The sequence below is a fragment of the Acidimangrovimonas sediminis genome (genome assembly GCF_002871005.1).
GTDB classification, from domain to species: Bacteria; Pseudomonadota; Alphaproteobacteria; order Rhodobacterales; family Rhodobacteraceae; genus Acidimangrovimonas; species Acidimangrovimonas sediminis.
In genome coordinates this window covers 294,714-315,335 of the sequence record NZ_PHSN01000001.1, presented here as the reverse complement: position 1 = coordinate 315,335, position 20,622 = coordinate 294,714, and the positions used below count along the sequence as shown (strand labels likewise).

The following is a 20,622-nucleotide window of genomic DNA, read 5'->3' as shown; positions in this document are numbered from 1 at the left end:
GGGGGGCCGTCTGCCCCCCTGCACCCCCCGAGGATATTTCCGCTCAGAAGAAAGGCATGGACCTTTTGTGCGGGTGGGGTCAGGCTTCGGTCATGGACGCTGAACCACCGATCCCGCCATGAGCCGCGCCTTCGTCAAGGAGGACGGGCCGGACAATGCGCCGTTGCCCGACCTGCCCGTAAGCCCGCATCCGAATTACGTCACGCCCTCGGGGCTGGCGGAGCTGCGCGCGCGTCTGGCCGAGGCGCAGGCGCGGCTGATGGCGCTGCGGGCGCGGGAAGACCGGCTGGACAGGCTGCCGGAGGCGGCGGCGGAGCGTGATATCCGCTATCTCGAGGCGCGGCTGCGATCGGCGATCCCGGTGGAGATGGCGGCGCAACCGCGGAGCGAGGTGGCCTTCGGCGCCACGGTGACGGTGGCGGAGGAGGACGGCACGGAGCGGGTCTTTCGCATCGTCGGCGAGGACGAGGCCGCGGCGGCGAAGGGCTGGATCGCCCCCCAGGCGCCGCTGGCGCGGGCGCTGATCGGGGCGGGGATCGGCGACGTGGTGCGCTGGCCGCGACCCGGCGGCGCGCGGGAGCTGGAAGTGGTGGCGATCGCCTATCCGGACTAGGCCCTGCGCGCCCTCGCCCGCGGCCGGCTGAGCGAGATCAGGACGCCTGCGATCACCAGCGCCGCCGAGACGGCGAAGCGGTGGGTCAGCGGTTCGGCCAGGAAGAGCGCGCCGCCCGCCATGGCGATCAGCGGCACGGTCAACTGCGCCACCGCCGCCGACGAGGCCGCGAGGCGGGGCAGCACGGCATACCAGAGCGCGTAGCCGAGCCCCGAGGTCACCGCGCCGGACAGGATCGCCAGCACCGCCCCTTCCGCGCTGACATGCAACGGCCCGGGCACGAACGGCAGCGCGACGAACGCGATCGGCGTGGCGAGCAGGAAATTCGCGGCGGTCGCGGCCTGCGGGTCGCGCGCGCCCCTGCCCTTCAGCGAGTAGATCCCCCAGCCCGCGCCCGCCGCGGCCATCATCAGCGCCCCCGCCGCCGGCGGCGCGCCGACGCCGGTGGGCCAGAGCAGCCAGACGAGGCCCGCGAAGGCCAGCGCGGCGCCCGCCCAGCGGCGCGGCGGCATGGTTTCGCGCCCGAGCGCGGCGCCGGCGAACATCGTGATCTGCACCATCCCGAACAGGATCAGCGCACCGAGGCCCGCGGGCAGCGTGAGATAGGCGAAGGAGAACCCCAGCACGTAGACCGCCAGCGACAGCACCCCGGCGATCCGCCCGGGCGCGGCAAGGCCGAGAGGCGCGCGGCGCAGGTGTACCAGCACACCCAGCATCACCGCCCCCGAGGCAAGCCGCAGCACCGCGAATTCCGCAGGTCCGATATCGGGGCCCTGCCCCATACCGGGCCCGTGCCCCGCCAGCGCCAGCGCCAGCCGGGTCAGGACCGAGTTGGCGGCGAAGGCGATCATGGTGAGGGTGGCAAGCAGGAAGAGGCGCATGCGCCTTTCATGCCGCGTGGCGGGGGGCGAGAGCAAGGGGCGGATCGTTCCCGGCGCCGGTGCAGGTCGACCGCGAGGGGTCCGGATCACTCGGATCAGACCGGGTCCCAGCGCCCCTCGCGCCAGTCGGCGAAGGAGCGGCGCACCTCCTCGGGGTCGTAGCCGTCGCGGATCCATTCGCGCAGGCCGATGCCGGTGCGACGCTGCTCGCGGCCGTAGTAGCGCAGGAAATGATCGAGGATACCGGTGCGCGAGCGTTCGACATGGGCATATCTCAGCGACAGCTGCTTCTGCGCCTCCTCGACCGTCGCGCCCTCGTACAGGAGCAGGTAGAGCGCCGAGGCAAAGCCCGCCCGGTCGGCCCCCGACTTGCAATGCATGACGAAGGGTCGCGGGATGGTGCGGAACACCTCGTCCAGCTCCATCAGGCGCTCGGCGGTCACCAGGTCGCGGGCCTGAAGCTGGAGGTCGACGATCTCGATCCCCGCCTCGCGCGCCGCGGCCTTCTCGAACAGGTGGAAGGGCTTGCGGCCGTCGCCCCGCAGGTTGAGGATCGCCTTGATCCCCATCCGGCCATAGCGCAGCACCCGCTTTCCGTCGGGCTGGTTCGAACGGTAGACGCCCTCGGCCACCGGGAAGAAGTTGGTCCAGACCCCGCGCAGGATCCCGTGGTCGAGGAACAGCAGCCACGCCATCGCCCGGCGCCGCACCCTCGGATCCTCGATCCGCGTGTAATCGGCATCCGCGATACGATGCTCCAGCGCCTTCAGCCGCCGTCCGAGTGCCTTGAACATCCGCTCTCCAACCGGCCCGGGATCCGGGGGGTGCCACCGTGGCGCCGCGCCCTGCCTGCCCGGGCATCCTGCCCGCGCCGGGGTCTATCCGCTCCGCCCCACTCTGGCAAGCGAAGCCTCGGCGAGGGCGGGGCGGGGCGACAGGGTGAGGGAGGCGGGGGGATGGCGTGGCACGGCGGGCGGGGTGCAGCGGGGGCCAGCCCCCGCACCCCCGGGATATTTGCGCTCAGAAGAAGGGAGGGGCGTGTCTTCCTTCGAGGCGGAATGGTCCGTGGAGTGGCGAGGGGCGCGGGCGGGCTTTGAGCGGTCTTTGTAAGCGGGCGGGGGCCGCGCCGTGCGCTCGACCTTCGGGCCGGGGGCGGCGGCGCATTGACCCTTCCCGCGGCGCGGCTTACGCAGGGACGTTCATCCGTGCGGAGCCTCTCATGTCACTTGCCAACGGCCGTTCCTACGTCGCCATTCCCGGCCCTTCGGTCATGCCGGACCGGGTGCTGCGCGCCATGCACCGCGCCTCGCCCAACATCTACGAGGGCGAACTGCACCGCACCTCGGCCTCGATCGCCGACGACCTGCGCAAGGTCGCGGGCACGACACAGAACGTGGCGATCTACATCTCGAACGGTCACGGCGCATGGGAGGCCGCGAATTCCAACCTGTTCTCGCGCGGGGACAAGGCGCTGTCGCTGGCCACCGGCCGGTTCGGCGAAGGCTGGGCCAACCATGCCCGCGCCCTGGGGATCGAGGTCGACATGATCGACTTCGGCAAGAAGGGCCCGGTCGACATGGACCGCCTCGCCCGAGCGCTGGAGGCCGACAAAGACCATGCCTACAAGGTGGTGCTGGTGACCCATGTCGATACCGCCACCTCGGTCACCAACGACATCGCCGCGGTGCGGGCGACGCTCGACGCGGTGGGGCACCCGGCGCTTCTGGCCGTGGACACGATCGCCTCGCTCGGCTGCCAGGAATACCGGATGGATGCCTGGGGCGTCGACCTTACCGTCGGGGCAAGCCAGAAGGGGCTGATGACGCCGCCGGGCCTTGGCTTCGTCTGGTTCTCGGACCGGGCGCGCGCCGCCTGCGAGGGGGCGGATCTGCGCACGCCCTACTGGGACTGGACCGTGCGCGCCGATCCGCAGGAATTCTACCAGTATTTCGGCGGCACCGCGCCCACGCACCACCTCTTTGCCCTGCGCGAAGCGCTCGACATGATCGCCGAGGAAGGCCTTCCCGCGATCTGGAAGCGGCACGAGGTTCTGGCAAGCGCAGTCTGGGCGGCCTTCGACGCCTGGGGCGAAGGCGTGCCCGAGATCGGGCTGAACATCGCCGAGCCGGCACACCGCGCGCGGTCGGTCACCGCGGCCCGGCTGGGGGCCCCGCATGCCACCGCGCTCCGCGACTGGACCGAGCGTGAGGCAGGCGTGACGCTGGGCATCGGCCTTGGCATGGCGCCCCCCGGCGACCCGGCCTACCACGGTTTCCTGCGGGTCGCGCACATGGGCCACGTCAATGCCCACATGACCCTTGGTGCGCTGGCAGTGATGGAAGCCGGGCTTGATGCGCTGGGGATCCCGCACACCCCGGGCGGGGTGCAGGCGGCGGCGCGGACGGTCGCGGCGGGCTGAACGCGCGCAGTGCACCGGCCCTGACGCGTGCAGCGCCCCGGGCGCGCGCCTGCCGCCTGTGCCCCCGCCGGGGCGCGCGCCGGGCACCCGCTCAGGGCAGAACCATCACCTGCAGCCCCCCGACCCCCAGCGCGTTCAGCCGCGCCGGGGCAAGCCCGGTGTTGCCCGCCAGCACCGACGAGATCACCGCCGAGGCGGAGGGGCGCGTTCCGTCCGGCGTCATCTGGCTGCTGCCCGGCAGCGGCCCGAGCTTGCCGGTCGAGGCATTCGCGCCGAAGGCGTCGATGCGCAATTGCCCGGCGCCGTCCATGGTCAGTACCAGCGCCTCGTCGCCCGGACGGTCGGGCAGGAAATCGCCCGCCAGGAAGACACAGCCCGGCTGTCCGCCGGTCAGGCTGCGCCCGCAGGCCTCGGCCCAGGCGTTGAGCTGCCAGGCGCTGCGGCTGTCGAGGACCTGCGCCAGCAGCCTGGCGCCGTCAGGCCCGCCTCCCCCCGCCGCCTCGGGCCGGACCGGCATCATGCGCATCAGCCTCTGACGCAGCGCCACGAGATCCGAGGCGCCGGGCATCCCCGGCGTCAGCCGCCCGGCATCGAGATCGGCGAACCGGGCCTTTAGCGCGGCGTGGTCGGGGCTTTCTGCCAGCTTCCGCAGCCTGGCAAGCGCATCCGCCCCTGCCCGACCCAGGTCGGTCCTGAGGTAGTTCAGATCGACGGTCTGGGCCCGGGTCTCCCCAGTGGTGTAGCGCGCCAGCCGGTTCTGGGCCGAGATTCTCTCGGCGTTCAGCACCGGCGTCAGCCAGAGCGCCGAGAGCAGGATCACCCCCACCGCCAGCGCCACGTTGTCGCGGCGGATCCGCCGGCCCCAGTCGCCGCGCATCAGCACCGACACCGCGTAGACCACCCCATAGGCCAGAAGCACTCCCGACGCGGTCAGCCCGGCAATGCGCGTCGGCGTCAGCCCGTGCTCCTCGACCCGGAGCCAGACCGCCCAGCCCCCCAACGCCGCAAGCGCCGGCAGCATCAGCGCCAGCAGTTGTACCGCGCCGCGCATCAGCCGTCCCTGCACCGATTCCTGCGCGCTGCGGTCCAGCGCGGTGGTCACCAGCGTCGCCGCCGCCACCGCCATCGCCAGCAGCGTCCCGGCGACCGAGAGCTGGCCGAAGAGGTTGCCGAAGCCATGCACCGGCAGCGCGATCAGGAACACCGCCACCACCAGCGTGACCACCGGCATCACCACGCGCAACAGCCGCAGGATCAGAAAGGGCGAGAGATATTCGTAAAGCTCGTCGACCACGGCAAGGCCGACACCAAGCGCCAGCCCGGTCATCACGTAGGCAACCCAATCGGCACGCAGGATGTCGCTGATCAGCCGGATCCCCACCAGCTGCAGAAGCTGGTCCGACAGGAAGATCACCGCCCAGACCACCGCGACGAAAAGCCAGGCCGAGGCGTAGCGCACCACGATCGACCACGACAGCGAGAACAGCGCCGGGTAATCCCACCAGCGACCGCCGCGCCGCCCGGCGGCTGCGAGATAGGGCAACGGCAGGGTCGACAGCAGGATCACCGCGATCACCGTCTCGGAATGCGAGAAGACGTCGAGCGGGGCGTCGTAGCGCAAGCTGGCCCAGCCGCAGAGCCCCGCGACCACCGCCCCCAGGGCCAACGCCGACAACGCCGCCCGCGCCAGCCGCAAGGGACCCACGAGAATCAGGAAGGCGCCGAAGGTGACGCCCGCGAACAGCGTCAGCATCAGGTGCAGCCGCGGCGTGATCCGGCCCGGCCCGTAGACATCGAACAACAGCCAGGCACAGACGCCAGCCAGCGCCCCCGTCAGCCCAAGGAGCAACCGCAGCCGCATCTCCAGCACGTTCCTCGCCACGTCGTCCGTCCCCGTTGACCGCTCTGGGCCAAACCTATCCGCCGGACGACCCGGGCGCCAGTCATCGCGCGGAACTCGGCGGAATGGCGGCAGGCGAGGTGACAGGGTGCGAAGCGACGGGACGCGGGCACGGTTGCCCGCCGTCCTGAATAGGCGTCGGCGGGGCAAGGCGGGACCGGGCCCGCCTGTCGGCGGGGCAGAAATCCGGGGCGTCAGAAATCGGTGGGGGCCCCGCCCTCCTCCTTGCGCTTCGCCACGAAGGCGTCGAGCGCGCCGCGGGCGGCGTCGTCCATCGGCGGCGGCGTGAACTCAGCCAGGATCGCGCGGTAGATGCGGTGCGCGCGCTCGGGCGTCCATACGGCACCATCGGCGACCCAGGCCTCGTAATTGCGCCAGTCGCTCGCGAAGGGTTGGTAGAACGCGGTCTGATAGCGGTCCTGCGTGTGCTGGCAGCCGAAGTAATGGCCCTGCGAACCCACCTCGCGGATCGCGTCGAAGGCCAGCGCATCCTCGGAGGTATCGGTGATCGCCTCCTCGAAATACCGCTGGATCATTTGCAGGATCTCGCAATCCATGACGAACTTTTCCGGGCTGGCGATCAATCCGCCTTCGAGCCAACCCGCCGCGTGGTACACGAAGTTCGTCCCGGAAGTAACTGCGGCCCAAAGGGAATTCGAGGTTTCCCACATCGCCTGCCCATCCGGAACATTGGCCGCGCAGACCCCGGAGGAACGTAGCGGCAACTTGTAGAACCGCGCAAGTTGCCCGGTCATCTGGGTCGCGCGCATGTATTCCGGGGTGCCGAAGGCGGGTGCGCCCGACTTCATGTCGACATTTGACGTGAAAGTGCCGATCCCGACCGGGCATCCGGGCCGAATATATTGCAAAAGTGCAATCGCCGAGAGCCCCTCGGCCAGGCTCAGCGCCACCGCCCCGGCCATCGTCACCGGCGCCATCGCACCGGCAAGGGTGAAAGGCGTGACCAGAACCGGTTGATTGCGGCGCGCCAGACGCATCGCGCCGTCGAGCATCGGGAAATCGTGCTTCAGCGGCGAGACCGAGTTGATGTTGGTGTACATTCGGGGCGTCGCCTCGAAGTCGTCATGCGAAAGGCCACCGGCAAGGCGCGTCATCTCCATCACGTCCTCGACCCGCTCCGCCCCCAGCGAATAGGCGTGCACCACCTTGTCGGTCGCCACCAGCTTTTCGCGCAGGCAGTCGAGGTGACGGACGGAGGGGTGGATGTCGATCGGTTCCACCGGGTAGCCGCCCGCGACGTGGATGCAGTTGAAATACTGGGTAAGCTGCATGAATTCCTGGAACGTCGCGAAATCGCCGGGGCGCTTGCCGCGCGCCATGTCCCAGGCATTGGGCGGCGAGGAGACGTTGACGAAGACCATCGACTTGCCGCCGACGGTGATCTGCCGTGCGGGGTTGCGCGGGGTGATGGTGAAGCTGTCGGGCGCATGGCCCAGCATCTCCATCACGAAATCCTCGTCCATGCGGACGTTGGTGCCCTCGACCCGGCAACCGGCACGTCGCAGGATCTCCACCGCTTCGGGGTTCAGGAACTCGATCCCGATCTCGGAAAGGATCCGCATCGCCCCCTTGTGGATCGCCTGCACCCCGTCCGCATCCAGCGGCTCGGTCGGGCGGTCGGGGTTCTGCGGGATCCGCCAGGGCATCTGCTCCACCGCGGCATGGCCCGCCCGCGTCTGATGCCCCGCGCGGCCGCCGGCGCGGCGGCGCCTCTGGGCCGGGGCGCCGGTCGTGGGCGCGGTCTGCGCGGCAGTCTGCGTGGCGGTCTCCGGGGCGGCGCTCTCGTCCATGGGGTTCTCCTGTGCCATGCCCAAGAGAAGCCAAGCGGCCGGGGCCGACCTTGCCCTTTGCGACGGATCGCGTCGTTTTTGGAACGTCAGGCCGCCAGAGTGTCGAGCCAGTCAGGAAGATGCCCGATGTCCGGCAGGACCGCCTCGGCCAGCGGGCCAAGCTCCGCCTCGGTCGCCAGGCCGGTGAGCACGGCGATCCGGCGCATCCCCGCCGCCCGGCCCGCGATCAGGTCGTGCAGGCTGTCCCCGACCATCACCACCTGTGCCGGGTCCAGCCCGTAACGGTCGGCGAAGGCCAGAAGCATTCCCGGATGCGGCTTGCCGCCATAGCCGCTGTCGAAGCCGGCGACGAAGTCGAACAGCCCCGTCACGCCCTGCGACGCGAGATGCGCGCGCGCGGCTTCCTCGGCGTCGTTGGTGGCGACACCCAGCTTCAGGCCGCGCGCCCGAAGGTCGGCCAGCAGCGGCCCCAGCGGAAAGGCCGGCACCTGCGGCGCCTGGGCGGCCAGAACGTTCATGCGCGCCACCAGCGTTGCCGGCGAATGCCCCGGCAGATGCGGCAGCAGCGCCGCCGCAACCTCGTCCGGCGTGTGGGCCACGACGATCGAGTCGGGCGCGAAACGGCGCTGCGCGGTGTCATATCCCAGAACCGAGGCCAGGCGGCCGGCTCGCGACGGGTCGCCGCTGGCCAGCTCATGCAAGAGCCCCTCGGTCCAGTCGCCCCACGTGGCGTTGAAATCGAAAAGAGTGCCGTCCTTGTCGAAAAGGATGCCCGCGATCATGTTGTCCTCCCGCCCCGGAGCCCGGGCGCGCGCACAATCGCCCGGGCGGCGCGACAATGCAATATTCGCCGGGCCGACAGATCGGCGCAAGCAGGGCATCGCCAGTTCCGGCCAAACCGCGCCGCGGAAGAACAATATTCCCCGCGACGGCGCCAGAGCGAGGAAACCGCGCCGAAAAATCCCGGAACGCGAAACATGCGTTCCGGATGCGTCATTAATGCGCAAACCCGATCCTTATTATTATCATTCAATTGCAATATGTTATGGAGTTCTACATTTTTACCGAGGCGGAGCGGAAGCCCCGCGATCCATCCCCAGCCATCCGACCCACAGGAGCGACCAGATGCTGAGTGCGATCCCCCATGCCTGGATCTTCGGGCTTGCCGGAGGCCTGATGATCGGCCTTGCCGCGGCGGTGCTGCTGCTCGGCAATGCGCGGATCATGGGCGCAAGCGGGATCGTCGGCGGGCTGGTCGACGGCACCGGCCAAGACAATCTCGTGGAACGGCTGATCTTCGTGGCCGCCCTCGTGGGCGTGCCCGCCATCGTGGTGGCGGTCACCGGCGCGCCGGACGCCCATGTCTCCGGCGACCTCGGGCTTCTGGTTCTGGCCGGGCTGCTGGTCGGGTTCGGCACACGGATGGCGAACGGCTGCACCTCGGGGCATGGCGTCTGCGGCATGTCGCGTTTCTCGACCCGCTCGATCGTCGCGACCCTTGCCTACCTTGGCGCCGGCTTTGCCACGATGGCCGTCGCCCGCCACATCCTGGGAGTGATCTGATGCGTCTTCTCATCTCGGCCCTTTCCGGCGGCCTGTTCGGCCTCGGGCTGCTGATCTCGGGCATGACCGATACCGCGAAGGTGCAGGGCTTCCTCGACCTGTCGCGCGACTGGGACCCCACGCTGATGTTCGTCCTCGGCGGCGCCATGCTGCCGATGCTCGTGGCATGGCGCATCGCGGCGCGGCGCAAGCGCGCGTTGATCGGCACGCCGATCCCCGCCATGCCGGACCAGACGCTGGACGGCCGGCTGATCGCCGGATCGGTGCTGTTCGGGCTGGGCTGGGCGCTTGCGGGCTTCTGCCCCGGGCCGGCGATCGCCTCGCTCGGGTGGAGCGGGACCGGCGGCGTGGTCTTCGTCATCGCGATGTTCGTGGGCATGGTGGGGCACCACCTCTACACCCGCCGCCGCCGCGCCAACTGCGCCGCCTGATACCGCCACCGGGCGGGTTCCGCCCGGGTCAGGGTTCGGTGCATCAGGGTGCGGCGCGCGGGGCCGTGTCAGGCAAGCGTCCGTGTCAGGGCGTCCACTTTTCCACTTCGCCGGTCACCCCCTCCCACGCACCGGGGATAAGCTCGTATCCCAGCACGCGGTCGGGGTTGGTCGGCGGCGGCATCACCACGCCCTCGCGCTTGCAAAAGCCGAAGCGCCGGTAATAGGGCGCGTCGCCCACCAGAAGGACCCGGGCCCATCCAAGCCGCCGGGCCTCGGCCAGGCTCTCGTAGATCAGGTAACCGCCCAGCCCCTCGCCCTGCCGCGTCGGGTGCACAGCCACCGGGCCGAGAAGCAGCACCTCCCGCCCCGCCACGCGCACCGGCCAGAATCGGATCACGGCCGCCAGCACCCCGTCCTCACGCAGGATCAGGCACAACGGGCGCACCGGATCGACCCCGTCGCGCAGGCGGTATGAGGACAGGGCCGTGCGCCCCGGCGCGAAGCACAGATCGTAGAGCGCCTCGACCTCCCAGCTGTCGCCGGGTTCCTCTTCGCTGAGCTGGTACAGGGCGCGATCCTCTCTCCATCCCGGCCCGCCGTTTCGCCGACCGGCTCTGGAAAGCCGCGTAGCATGGGGCTAGGTCAGGGGCAAACCGATCCGCCCGCGGATCCGGTTCCCCACGCCCCATCCCGCCCCCCGGCGCAACCGCACCGGGCGCGCCAAACGCCGAGGAGAGACCCATGTTCTACCGCCCCGCCGACGGACACGGCCTGCCGCACAACCCGTTCAACGCGATCGTGACGCCGCGGCCAATCGGCTGGATCTCGACCCGCGGGCTGGACGGGTCCGAGAACCTCGCGCCCTATTCCTTCTTCAACGCCGTCGCCTACACCCCGCCGCAGGTGATGTTCTCGACCACGGGGGAAAAGCCCGACCGCCCGCGCGGCAAGGATTCGCTGTCGAACATCGAGGAATCTGGGGTATTCTGCGTCAATATCGTGGGCCGGGCCGAGGCCGAGGCGATGAACCGCACCTCCGGCCCCTACCCGCGCGAGGTCGACGAATTCACCGAGGCCGGGCTGGAGCGGGCGAACTGCGAGACGATCGCCTGTTCGCGCGTGGCCGGGGCGCCAGCGGCGCTGGAATGCCAGCTCCGGCAGGTGATCCGGCTGGAAGGCGCCGCGAACTTCATGGTGATCGGCGAGGTCACCGGAGTGCACATGCGCGACGATTGCCTCGTCGACGGGCGGTTTGACGTTACCCGCTTCAACCCGGTCTCGCGGCTGGGCTACCGGGATTTCGCGGTCGTCGAAGAGGTCTTCGAGATGATCCGCCCCGGAGAACGTTGACCGAGAACGCTGACCCTCGGCGCAGCACCCCCATAGCGCGTCCTTTCGCGACCCCGGCGCCTCAGCCGCCGCCCATCCCGGCCATGGGAAGCGGCGGGAGGCCGCCCTCTTCCTCGTCGAAGGCTGACATGCCAAAGCCCGACGGCAGGTCAAGGCTCATCGGCGCCGCCATCGGCAGATCGTCGAGGCCCCCGGCCCCGCCCAGATCGGCAAGCGGATCGGCAAGTGGATCTGCGGGCGCACCGGGCAGCGGGTTTGCCATCGGCATCGGATCGGCCAGTCCTGCCGGTATCTCGCGGTGCGCGCCCCCCTGCGCGGGCGCGAGGTCCTCGGCCTCCGCCGGGCTGCCGGGCTGGCGCGGCATCCGGCTCAGCCGCACCGCGCGCAGGCCGCGGTTCTGGCCCAGCCGCCCCCCGCCCAACCGTCGCCCGTCGAGGGCCTGAAGCTCAATCCGGTCGAGCGCGGTATCGGGCACCGGCAGCAGATCGCCGGGCTTCAGCCCAAGTACTGCCCCCAGCGGCAGGCGCACGCGGTGCAGCACGCCCATAAGCTGCGCCTCGGCCGCCATCACCGCCTCGGACAGCGCCGCGCCAAAGGCCGCCTGAGCCGCGGCCTCGGCCGCCTCCGCCCCGGGCGCCTCGTCCCCGTCGCCCGCGGGCCGTGCCGGGCCCGGGCCGCGCCCCTCGGCCGGAAGGGCAAGCAGGATCTCCCCCTCACGGCTCCCGCCCAGGGTGACCGAGGCACGGAACAGCCGGAACGGGATATCCTCCAGCAGCAGGCCCAGCGGCCGCGGATTATCGAGGAACGAGGCATAGCGGAAGCCGCCCGCCCAGGTCAGATCCGGCGCCTCGGACAGCAGCGTCTCCAGCCCGGCCAGCACCCTGTCGATCAGCCCCGCGCACATCGCTGCATCCGTCCGGGTGGGCTTGCGCGCAGGACGCGCCTCGGCGGCCAAGCGCCCCATGGTCTGCACCTCGACGATCGCCGTCAGCACGGGTTGCGACAGCACGACAAGGCCCAGCCCCTCCACCGGCCCCTCGACCACGGCAAGAAGCGCCCGCTCCGGCAGCAGTTCCAGCAGTTCCGCCAGGGTGCGCCGGTCATCACTGAGCCCGTCGACGGTAAGATCGAGGCCGGGCACGGCCTGAACCGACCGCGCCACGGCCTGCCGCACCGCCCGGCCCACAAGGGCCGCAGCCTCGACCCCGGGCAATGCGCCGCCCGCCGGCTGCCGCGCCGCCTTGCGCCGCAGCACCGGTTCGCCGGCCACCGTCGGCCCGGCGCCGCCCGGCCCGGCCCTGCTTTCCTTCAGCTTGTCCGTCTCTGCCATGCCCGTATCCCGCGTTGAGCCCAGCCATCGCAGATCGAGGTTGAGAAAGTCCTACCCGGGATGTCCTGCCGGCAAGTTTCGTCGCAAAGCTTCTCCGCAAACTTTCCCCCGGAACGGTCCCGGCGAACGTTCCCGGCGAACGCGCCGCCGCGCTCACGCGGCCCGGGCGCGGCGCCGCGGCAGGGTCACGCGGAAGGCCGCACCGCCCTGCCCCGGCACATAGGCGATGGAGCCCTCGAGCCGGCCCATGATCTCGCGGCAGATCGCAAGGCCGAGGCCCGCCCCCCCGGCACGCGCGGAATCCCCCAGCCGCGCGAATTTCTCGAAGATGATCCCCTGCGCGTCGCGCGGGATACCGGCGCCGTTATCGACAAAATCCACCTCGACCGAGGTGCCGCGCTTGCGCACCGCGATCTTCAGCCGCGGCCTCTCTGCCTCGCAATACTTCCGCGCGTTCGAGGCAAGGTTGATGAAGACCTGCGCCAGACGGTCGGGGTCGGTCGTCACTTCCACCGCCTCCGCCGCCCGGTCGCGCTCGATCACCCAGTCGCGCCGGGTCTCGCCGTGGAACCCCGCCGAAACCAGCGCCCGGTCGATCAGCGACTGAAGGCTCACCGCCTCGTGGCTCAGGCCGACCTGGCCGTTCTCCAGCACGCTCAGGTCGAGCAGATCGTCGAGCAGCCGCGTCAGCCGGATCGCCTCGGCATGAATCACCCCGGCGAAACGGGCGCGCTCCCCGGTGTCCAGCCCACCTTCCATCAGGATCTCGGAAAACGAGCGGATCGAGGTCATCGGGGTGCGCAGCTCGTGGCTGATCTGGCTGAGAAAGGCATCCTTCTGCACCGACAGCCGGGTCAGCTTGGCATTGGCCTCGCGCAGGGCACGGGCCGTGCGGGCAAGCTCCTCCGACTTGGCCTCGATCTGGCTGGAATATTCCATGATCTGCGCGGTCTCGTTCGCCACCGCCATCAGATCCTCGACCGAGACCGCGGCGCCGCCGACGATCTGCGCCACCATGGCATGCGCCGTGGCGCCCCCGACGGAGCCCGCAAGCCGCCGCTCCAGCCGCTCGAGGAAATCGGGGGTGGTGTCGGGCAGGTAACCCGCCTTGCCCTGCCGGCGCGTGGCGGCAAGGAAGAAGGCCTGAGCCTCCTCGGCACCAAGGATGCGCTGCGACATCACCAGCAGGTCCTCGGCCTCGGCCATCCCGCGCGCCCAGCCGCGGGTCCCGCCGCCTTGGTCGAAGGCATTGACGAAGGCCGCGCCCTGCAACCGCTCCACCGGCTGCGGGAAGGTCAGCAGCGATCCGGCGCAGAAGGCCAGGGTGTTGAAGCTCAGCGACCAGAACAGCGCATGCAGCAGCGGGTCCATCCCGCTCACCCCGAAGAGCGCGTGCGGGCGCAGCCACGACAGGCCGAAAGGCCCCCCGCCGATCAGATCCCCCGCCATCAGCGCGTCCGAACCGAAGCTTGGCAGAAACAGGGTGTAGAGCCAGACCACGAAACCCAGGATCAGCCCCGCCGCGGCGCCGGCGCGGGTGGCGCCGCGCCAATAGATCCCGCCCAGCATCGCCGGCAGCACCTGCGCCGCGCCGACGAAGCTGATCAGGCCGATGGAAGCCAGCGCCGCGCCCCCGCCGGTAAAGCGGTAATAGGCATAGCCCAGCCCCAGCACGGCGGCGATCGACAGCCGCCGCGCCGCCAGCACCGTGGCCCGCACGTCGCCCGATTGCGTGGCCCGCCCCGCCCGAAGCCACAGCCACAGCGGCATCACCACGTGGTTCGACACCATGGTCGCCAGCGCGATCGCCGCGACGATCACCATCGCCGAAGCCGAGGAGAACCCGCCGAGGAAGGCCAGCATCGCCAGCCATCCGCGATCGAGGTGCAGCGGCAGCGTGAGGACAAAGAGATCGGGGTTGGCGCCCTCGGGCAGCGTCTCGAGGCCCACCACGGCGATCGGCAGCACGAAGAGGCACATCAGGAACAGGTAGGCCGGGAAGGCCCAGGCCGCGGTGGCGAGGTGGCGCTCGTCCGCATTCTCGACCACCAGCACCTGGAACATCCGCGGCAGCGTCACCACCGCCGCGGCGGAGAGGAAGGTGATCCCGGCCCAGCGGCCGGGCCGCATGTGCCATTCCGCCAGCGGTGAGGCCTGGATCCGCGCCAGGATGTCGGCCGGCCCCTGCGCCACGCCCCAGACCACGAAGATGCCGATCGCCATCAGCGCCACCAGCTTCACCACCGCCTCGACCGCGATGGCGGTGACGATGCCCTGGTGCTGCTCGTTCGCGTCGAGGTTGCGGGTGCCGAAGAACACGGTGAAGACCGCCAGCCCCGCCGCGACCCAGAGCGCGGTGACGGCCGGGGCAGGCACGTGCCCGCCCCCCACCGCCGGCCCGGAGGCGGCGCTGGCGATGGCGCCGAAGCTCAGCGTCACCGATTGCAGCTGGAGCGCGATGTAGGGGGTGGCCGCGACCACCGCCATCAGCGTCACGATCACCCCCAGCGCGTTCGACTTGCCGTAGCGCGACGAGATCAGGTCGGCGATCGAGGTGATCCGCTGGGTCTTGCCGATCCGGACGAGCTTGCGCAAGAGCGACCACCACCCGACGAAGACAATAGTGGGCCCGAGGTAGATGGTGACGAACTCGAGCCCGCTGCGCGCCGCCGATCCCACCGCGCCGTAGAACGTCCAGGCGGTGCAGTAGATCGACAGCGACAGGGTATAGACCCAGGGGGAGCGCAGCCAGCGGATGCCCCCCGCCGCTGCACGCCGTTCCACCGCGAAGGCCACGAGGAACAGGAAGCCGACGTAGCCCACGCAGGTAAGGACGAGGATATCGAAGGGGATCATCGCGGCCCGGCACCCCCGGTGCCCGCAGGCAGGCGCGCGGCCTCGCCGCCCGGGCCGGGGCCAGCATCGTCACCGTCGGACGGCCCGGCCCCGCCGGCCTCGTGCGCGAGGCGGCGCGAAATCAGGTAGGCGGCCAGGATCAGCCCGGCCCAGGCGACGATCAGGTAGATCCCGTCGGCCGCGGTGGACCGTCCCTCGCGGCTGTCCCACAGAAGCGGCAGCAGGAACAGGAAGGTGGCCAATACCGGCATCAGCCGCGCCGCATCCATCAGGCGCCGCAGCCGGTAACTGCGCCGGGCGAGGAAGAGGGGCTGGCGCGACCCCTCGGTCACGACCCGTCCGGCGCCGTACCCCGCGCCGTGCCAGGAAACGTGCCCGGAACCGTCGCGTCACCGGCCTCCGGATCCGAGGTGGCATCCCCGGCAGCGGCATGCACCGCGCCAAGGTCGCGCACCGCAGCCAGGATCTCGGTGTTGGCGAAGGGCTTGGTCATGAACCGCGTCGCCCCAAGCCGCTCGGCCTGCTCGCGGTCGCGTTCCTGCCCCTTGGCGGTGAGCATCAGCACCGGCAGCCCGGCAAGGCCGGGATCGGCGCGCAGGTCTTCCAGCACCTCGAACCCCGAGCGGCCCGGCAGCATCACGTCGAGCACAAGCACATCGGGACGCAGGGACCGCACCCGGTGGACCGCATCCCTTCCGTCGGCATGGGTCGACACCCGCCAGCCGTCGCGCGTCAGCAAAAAGCGCAGCGCCTCGCTGATATTCGGTTCGTCCTCGATCAGAAGGACATGGTTGCCCATCCGATATTCTCCCCCCGTTTCGGTTCTTTTTTGCAAGAGTATCCCGAAAGCGCGTGACTCTGTCAAAAAACCTTTGCCGTGCCGGTGGGCCCTTGGCCACCCGATGGCCAACCACCATGCGGGCAATCTGCGCGCTGGCCCGGCACCCGGCCACCGGCCGGCGCCGGTCAGGCCTCCGCGCCCAGGATCGAAGGTTCGCGCCGGGCCGGGCAGCCCGCGCGGGGGCAGATCCGGCAAGAGGTGCCCACCGCCTGGGCCGGGCCGGACCCCGCCCCCTCCTCCGGCAGCATCAGCATCCACGACGCGACCACCTGCGGGCCGTCGAAGCCGCCGGGGTGCGAGGGCTGGCAGACGGCATAGCTCAGATAGCGCCGCTGCCCCCGCCCCGTCATCTGGATCGGCGCCCGGATCGGCGCCATCGGTCGCGATAGCGCCTGGTAGAGCGGCCAGAGCGGGCAGCCCGGGCCGAAACGTGGCAGCACGAAGCCCTCAGCCGGCTTGCGGAAGGTCAGTGCGCCCGAGCCATCGCAGGCCACCAGCCCCAGTCGCGGCAGGCCCTCGCCCTCGGGCAGCGCGGCGAGGCGGCGGAAGATCACCGGCAGCGGCTGACCGAAGCGCTCGGCCAGCCGCCCGGGTTCTGGCCCGATCTCGGCCAGCGCGGGCAGGAGCGCAGCCATCGGCAGGCGCGCCGCGTCGGCGGCATAGCGGCGCGCATGTTCGACGACCAGCCGGCGCGCCGCGGCCGGCAGCTCCGGCGCCAGCGTTTCGGGCGCTGCGGGGGCCGTGCCCTCGAGCTCGGCCAGGTGATAGCCGCGCGCGCCCAGCCACTCCTCGAACAATTCCTGGGGGGCGGCCTGCCCAGCCTCGCGGGTGCGCGGTGCGTCGAGATAGGCCACCAGCGCCTCGGCCCCCTCGGCCAGCCGCACGCTCTCGCCCTCGAGATTGGCGTGGAAACGGGCGCGCCATTCGGGTTCCAGGTCATCCGTCTCGGCCAGGATCGCGGCGGTGGAACGCAACGCGGTCACCGCCGACAGGATGTCGTGCAGCGAGGCCGAGAGCGTCGGGTCATGCGCCAGCCGGTCACCGAGGATCTCGACGCTACGCTCAAGATGGGCGACCCGGCCCTGAAGCCGGGCAAGCAGCCCCGCCCAGCCGGGAAAGCGGCCGACGAATTCCTCGATCCGGTCGAGTTCCGGCCCGTCGACGACGGGAGGCTCGGCCGGCCCCGGCTCCCCCCCGCCGCGCACCTCGCCCGTCCGCGCCTCGCCCGTCCGCCCCTCGGCGATGCGCGGGTCTGACCGCCCCTCGCCCGCCCCCGGGCCGGCAGGGCCCTCGCCGGCAGAGCCGGTCGGCTGAACGCCCCCTTCGCCACCGCTCACCGCCTCGCGCAGCCCGGCCAACAAAGCCGCGCCGGCCCCTTCGGACAACTGCGCAGGGTCGAGCTTCAGCACCTCGGCGATGCGGCGCAAAAGCGCCGCGCCGACGTTCCGGCGGTTGTGTTCGATGAGATTGAGATACGAGGCCGAGATGCCGACCTCGCGCGCAAGATCGGCCTGACGCAATCCGGCGGCGGTGCGCCTCTCACGGATACGGCTTCCGGCAAGCGCCTGGCGCGGCATCTCCTCCCCCTCCTGTCGGTCAGGAAAATTGACAGAAATGTCGCCGTCGGACAAGCGTTTGGTCCAGCCTTTTCCGCACCGAACGCGATCGGCCCCGAGGCTGCAACCCCGGGGCCGGGAATGTTCTGGGCGTGGCGCGCGCGGGGGTTTCCCCGCGCCGGCCAGGTCTTCGGATCAGTTCTTCAGAGTCTGGACAACCTTGCAATCGGTCATGTGATTGGTTTCCACGACCTTGCGAACCGTGGGGCTGCCATCGGCCAGGTTGCGCGCGACCACGGCCTTGCAGCTGGCAAGCGCCGCCTCCTGCGCGCTCGCGGGCGACGCCTGGCCCCAGCTCACCCCCATCTGGGACGCCTCCGACACCGCAACCGCGCCGTAGCCGGGGGCCTTCAACTTGTCCATGTAGGGCGTGCTGTAGTACTTCTCGGCGCCGTAGCTGACACCCTTGGTGCTCGAGACGTCGCCCTTGAAACCGATCGGCACGAGCGTGGCATAGATGTCGCACGCACCGCCGGAGCGAAGCTCGCACGAGCGCTTGGCGATCTTGGTGGCGGCCTGAAGGCTGTTGTACCCCCGGACAGCGAAGCTCTCGCCGTCCTTGGTCGAAATGGCCATCGCACCGAAGTAATTCCCGTGGTCCGACAGCCAGTCGAACGTCGCCTGCTGCGGCGGGGCCAGCGGGCCGCTGCCGTATTTGAGAACCTTCGCCGTGGTGCCGTAGAGCACCGGTTCCGCCGAGGCGCCGAGGGTTCCGGCGGCGAGCGCAAGCAAAGCCGCAGCCGCGATCTTTCCGTGAAATACTATCATCGTTCCCACCCGTTTTAAGGCCAATATCGTTCGTTTTTGACAGGAAAAAAATCGCCGAGCGGACCACACGGATCCATCACGCCTTCGTGATACTTCGGCACGAGCGGCCTTGCTCATGCAGTAATCCGACACCTGCATCTGCGGCCAGGTACGCACCATGTGACTGCGTTTTCAATGGGTTGAAATGCTGACCCTTCCCGCGCGCCTACCACGCCCGGGGCACCCTGAATGACGTCAAGAACTGGCGCAAAAACCGGCAACCCACCGCCGAGACCGCGCGTCGGCGGCCCGAGATCAGCTCACCAACGCCACCTTCAGCAGCGTGCCAGAAAGGGCGCCGCGGCCACGGCCTGCGAGAAGATGCTGCGACAGTATGGCGCCCCCGGGAGGTGTGCGCCATCCGTTACGCATCAGCGACTTACGGCACAAATATTGCCAAGGCCCGCTCGTTGATTCTCAATGATTTTTTCTGAGGATTGCAAAGGCCCGCGCTAGGGCCACCTTGCCCCTCACCTAGGCTCCGACACAAAGGGCGGAAAGCGGAGGTTCGCCATGCACTCAACAGCTAACGCTTGTATCGGTCTAAATAGACGTTGGACCCCGGTCCAACTTAACATGCAAGGGATTATGCGGTAAGCAACATATTGCTGTCACTACAGGCCAAACGAGAATACGCTAAGCTCAATACATCCCAATGGTGGTGAGGCGTAGATTTGCTTTTTTCCGAATGCTTTAAAGTCGAAATCGATGGTTCTGAGCCGTGGTTTGACCCACTTCTTAATCTAGACACGAAGCTCTACATCGATCCGTTCTTGGTTTTCCAAGATGAATTCGGTCCCTTTGTCGGCGCACACCAAGAACTCATCGACTTTTATGATGCTGCCTTTCAGTTAGTAGCTGAAGCAGGCGAAGCCAAAGCTGAGCGCCCATGGAATAAAGCAGTCTCAATCCTCGGAACTCCGGAAGTTGAGGAGCTTTGTTTGGGAGTTACAGCGTCAGGTACTCGCGGAGCTGGTGCTGCGGGAGGTAAGGCAAAGCTGATTGCCGAGGCGTTCCACAAGGCGATCCTTTTTGGACTAGCAAACCCTCGACACTTCGAGACCGTGCAACTTTTTCAGGAGGGCATTGCCGAAGACACGGTTTCAGATGCTGTAGGTAACATATTGCGCCACCGCTTCGGCGCGTACACGAAGGCTATCTGCGATGAGCTAGGTATCCCGACCGAACAACATCCGCACTATCGCGGTCGCTTTAACCCTAAGACGCGCAGGTGGGAGCGTATAGTCATAGACGCACCGATAAATCCATTCAGTGGCAAACAGGTGCTTCTTGTTCCAAAGCAATACCTTAGGCCGATGCCTACACTGAATCCTGATGATTTTTGGGGCTACTGCTTTGATCAGAACGCGCAAGAACTTCGAACCGAACTCGGAGAGGAGATCAGCCGCAACGTGAAGAAGGAGATCATTCTTGAGAAGGCCCTTGGGGACTATCAGAGCGTTGAACAGTTTGTAGCGTTCTTGGAGCGGATCGGTGGTGCGCCATATGACTTGGATGCTGACCCCAAAGGGCTTGTGAAGTGGTATCACAAGACGAGGGAATTTGTTCGCGAAAACCCCGTGAAACTAGCGTTCACTGGTCAACAGGACTTCCCAGATTTCATCATGAAGCTTGTGGCGATCTTCAAGAACTATGTCGAAAATCAAGGAGGTTGGGAACTAATCCACAACGACGACGGTCAACCAAAGAGTGAAAGCGCCTGTCAACGTTTGTTCCTAGGCATTGTCCGCCACTACTGCCTTGCGAATGATATTGACGTTTCGCCGGAAGTGAACATCGGGCGAGGTCCAGTGGACTTTAAACTGTCTCGCGGTTCATCTCTGACAGCCTTGATCGAAATGAAGCTGGCAAAGAACACAAAGTTCTGGTCGGGCTTGGAGAAGCAGCTGCCGAAGTACCTTCAGGCGGAGGAAGCCCGTATCGGGCACTTTTTGATAGTTACGTTCACCGACGCAGACGTTGAGCGTCTCAACGACATCTATGAACGTGTTGCGGCTGTGAACGCGAAGACGGGTTACGAGATTACGCACAGTCTGGTTGAAGCCGTGTTTAGGCCGCCGTCCGCATCTAAATTGAGATGACGGACTTCGATGAGTTGAATAAGTCATGATTTTGTGCAGCCCTCCGAAGCCTAAGAAATGGGGTTGTATAAGTGGTGTGTGAGTGCGATGCCGAATTTC

At 68.6% G+C, this 20,622-nt stretch carries 18 protein-coding genes; 6 read left to right on the top strand and 12 right to left on the bottom strand.

The genetic code is table 11. The features are described from left to right. The first annotated feature begins 118 nt into the window (after positions 1-118). A complete protein-coding gene (locus CVV76_RS01375) occupies positions 119-613 on the top strand; it encodes a GreA/GreB family elongation factor (RefSeq protein WP_102222814.1) in 495 nt (164 codons plus the stop codon). Here the strand turns inward: CVV76_RS01375 and CVV76_RS01370 are convergent. Together CVV76_RS01370 and CVV76_RS01365 are read right to left on the bottom strand one after the other, a co-directional pair. Next, positions 610-1,494 carry a DMT family transporter gene (locus CVV76_RS01370; protein WP_102222813.1) on the bottom strand — a complete coding sequence of 295 codons (885 nt, stop codon included), beginning with the start codon at positions 1,492-1,494 and terminating at the stop codon, positions 610-612. The two genes, CVV76_RS01375 and CVV76_RS01370, sit on opposite strands and share 4 nt — an antisense overlap. Positions 1,495-1,589: 95 nt before the next feature. Then, on the bottom strand, positions 1,590-2,288 hold the full coding sequence (locus CVV76_RS01365) for a tyrosine-protein phosphatase (RefSeq protein WP_146010226.1): 699 nt from the start codon (positions 2,286-2,288) through the stop codon (positions 1,590-1,592). Positions 2,289-2,713: 425 nt separating this feature from the next. On the opposite strand from CVV76_RS01365, the gene CVV76_RS01360 reads away from it, so the two are divergent. After that, complete coding sequence (locus CVV76_RS01360; protein ID WP_102222812.1) at positions 2,714-3,913, top strand: pyridoxal-phosphate-dependent aminotransferase family protein; 1,200 nt, start codon at positions 2,714-2,716, stop codon at positions 3,911-3,913. Between the two features lie 91 nt (positions 3,914-4,004). On the opposite strand, the gene CVV76_RS01355 is transcribed toward CVV76_RS01360, so the two are convergent. The 3 genes from CVV76_RS01355 to CVV76_RS01345 all read right to left on the bottom strand — a co-directional run bounded on the left by CVV76_RS01355 (position 4,005) and on the right by CVV76_RS01345 (position 8,406). Next, the gene (locus tag CVV76_RS01355; RefSeq protein WP_146010225.1) at positions 4,005-5,795 is read right to left on the bottom strand and encodes a DUF4153 domain-containing protein; all 1,791 of its coding nucleotides are present in this window, start codon (positions 5,793-5,795) and stop codon (positions 4,005-4,007) included. Between the two features lie 212 nt (positions 5,796-6,007). After that, on the bottom strand, positions 6,008-7,624 hold the full coding sequence (locus CVV76_RS01350; RefSeq protein ID WP_102222810.1) for a trimethylamine methyltransferase family protein: 1,617 nt from the start codon (positions 7,622-7,624) through the stop codon (positions 6,008-6,010). Between the two features lie 86 nt (positions 7,625-7,710). After that, a complete protein-coding gene (locus CVV76_RS01345; protein ID WP_102222809.1) occupies positions 7,711-8,406 on the bottom strand; it encodes an HAD family hydrolase in 696 nt (231 codons plus the stop codon). 343 nt (positions 8,407-8,749) lie between these two features. On the opposite strand from CVV76_RS01345, the gene CVV76_RS01340 reads away from it, so the two are divergent. Together CVV76_RS01340 and CVV76_RS01335 are read left to right on the top strand one after the other, a co-directional pair. After that, positions 8,750-9,187, top strand: coding sequence for a YeeE/YedE family protein (locus CVV76_RS01340; protein WP_233192659.1), 438 nt, complete (start codon positions 8,750-8,752; stop codon positions 9,185-9,187). Further along, entirely contained in the window at positions 9,187-9,618 is a 432-nt protein-coding gene (locus CVV76_RS01335) for a DUF6691 family protein (protein ID WP_102222808.1), read from the top strand. The genes CVV76_RS01340 and CVV76_RS01335 overlap by 1 nt, the downstream gene beginning before the upstream one ends. Positions 9,619-9,703: 85 nt before the next feature. Here the strand turns inward: CVV76_RS01335 and CVV76_RS01330 are convergent, their stop codons facing one another. Further along, positions 9,704-10,189, bottom strand: coding sequence for a GNAT family N-acetyltransferase (locus CVV76_RS01330; RefSeq protein ID WP_102222807.1), 486 nt, complete (start codon positions 10,187-10,189; stop codon positions 9,704-9,706). Positions 10,190-10,362: 173 nt separating this feature from the next. On the opposite strand from CVV76_RS01330, the gene CVV76_RS01325 reads away from it, so the two are divergent. Beyond that, positions 10,363-10,971, top strand: coding sequence for a flavin reductase family protein (locus CVV76_RS01325; RefSeq protein ID WP_102222806.1), 609 nt, complete (start codon positions 10,363-10,365; stop codon positions 10,969-10,971). A 61-nt stretch (positions 10,972-11,032) separates the two neighbouring features. On the opposite strand, the gene CVV76_RS01320 is transcribed toward CVV76_RS01325, so the two are convergent. The 6 genes from CVV76_RS01320 to CVV76_RS01295 form a co-directional block, all read right to left on the bottom strand. Next, positions 11,033-12,301: a FliM/FliN family flagellar motor switch protein gene (locus tag CVV76_RS01320; protein WP_102222805.1), complete on the bottom strand. Its 1,269-nt coding sequence runs from the start codon at positions 12,299-12,301 to the stop codon at positions 11,033-11,035. Positions 12,302-12,454: 153 nt separating this feature from the next. Beyond that, the gene (locus tag CVV76_RS01315; protein ID WP_199178465.1) at positions 12,455-15,154 is read right to left on the bottom strand and encodes an ATP-binding protein; all 2,700 of its coding nucleotides are present in this window, start codon (positions 15,152-15,154) and stop codon (positions 12,455-12,457) included. Beyond that, a complete protein-coding gene (locus CVV76_RS01310; protein WP_102222803.1) occupies positions 15,154-15,489 on the bottom strand; it encodes a hypothetical protein in 336 nt (111 codons plus the stop codon). Before CVV76_RS01310 ends, CVV76_RS01315 begins: the two co-directional genes overlap by 1 nt. Continuing rightward, the gene (locus tag CVV76_RS01305; RefSeq protein WP_102222802.1) at positions 15,486-15,956 is read right to left on the bottom strand and encodes a response regulator transcription factor; all 471 of its coding nucleotides are present in this window, start codon (positions 15,954-15,956) and stop codon (positions 15,486-15,488) included. Before CVV76_RS01305 ends, CVV76_RS01310 begins: the two co-directional genes overlap by 4 nt. Before the next feature lie 167 nt (positions 15,957-16,123). Next, positions 16,124-17,575: a helix-turn-helix transcriptional regulator gene (locus tag CVV76_RS01300; protein ID WP_102222801.1), complete on the bottom strand. Its 1,452-nt coding sequence runs from the start codon at positions 17,573-17,575 to the stop codon at positions 16,124-16,126. Between the two features lie 174 nt (positions 17,576-17,749). Further along, on the bottom strand, positions 17,750-18,382 hold the full coding sequence (locus CVV76_RS01295) for a DUF4189 domain-containing protein (protein ID WP_158243084.1): 633 nt from the start codon (positions 18,380-18,382) through the stop codon (positions 17,750-17,752). 713 nt (positions 18,383-19,095) lie between these two features. On the opposite strand from CVV76_RS01295, the gene CVV76_RS24585 reads away from it, so the two are divergent. Continuing rightward, positions 19,096-20,523 carry a hypothetical protein gene (locus tag CVV76_RS24585; protein ID WP_146010223.1) on the top strand — a complete coding sequence of 476 codons (1,428 nt, stop codon included), beginning with the start codon at positions 19,096-19,098 and terminating at the stop codon, positions 20,521-20,523. Positions 20,524-20,622 lie beyond the last annotated feature (99 nt).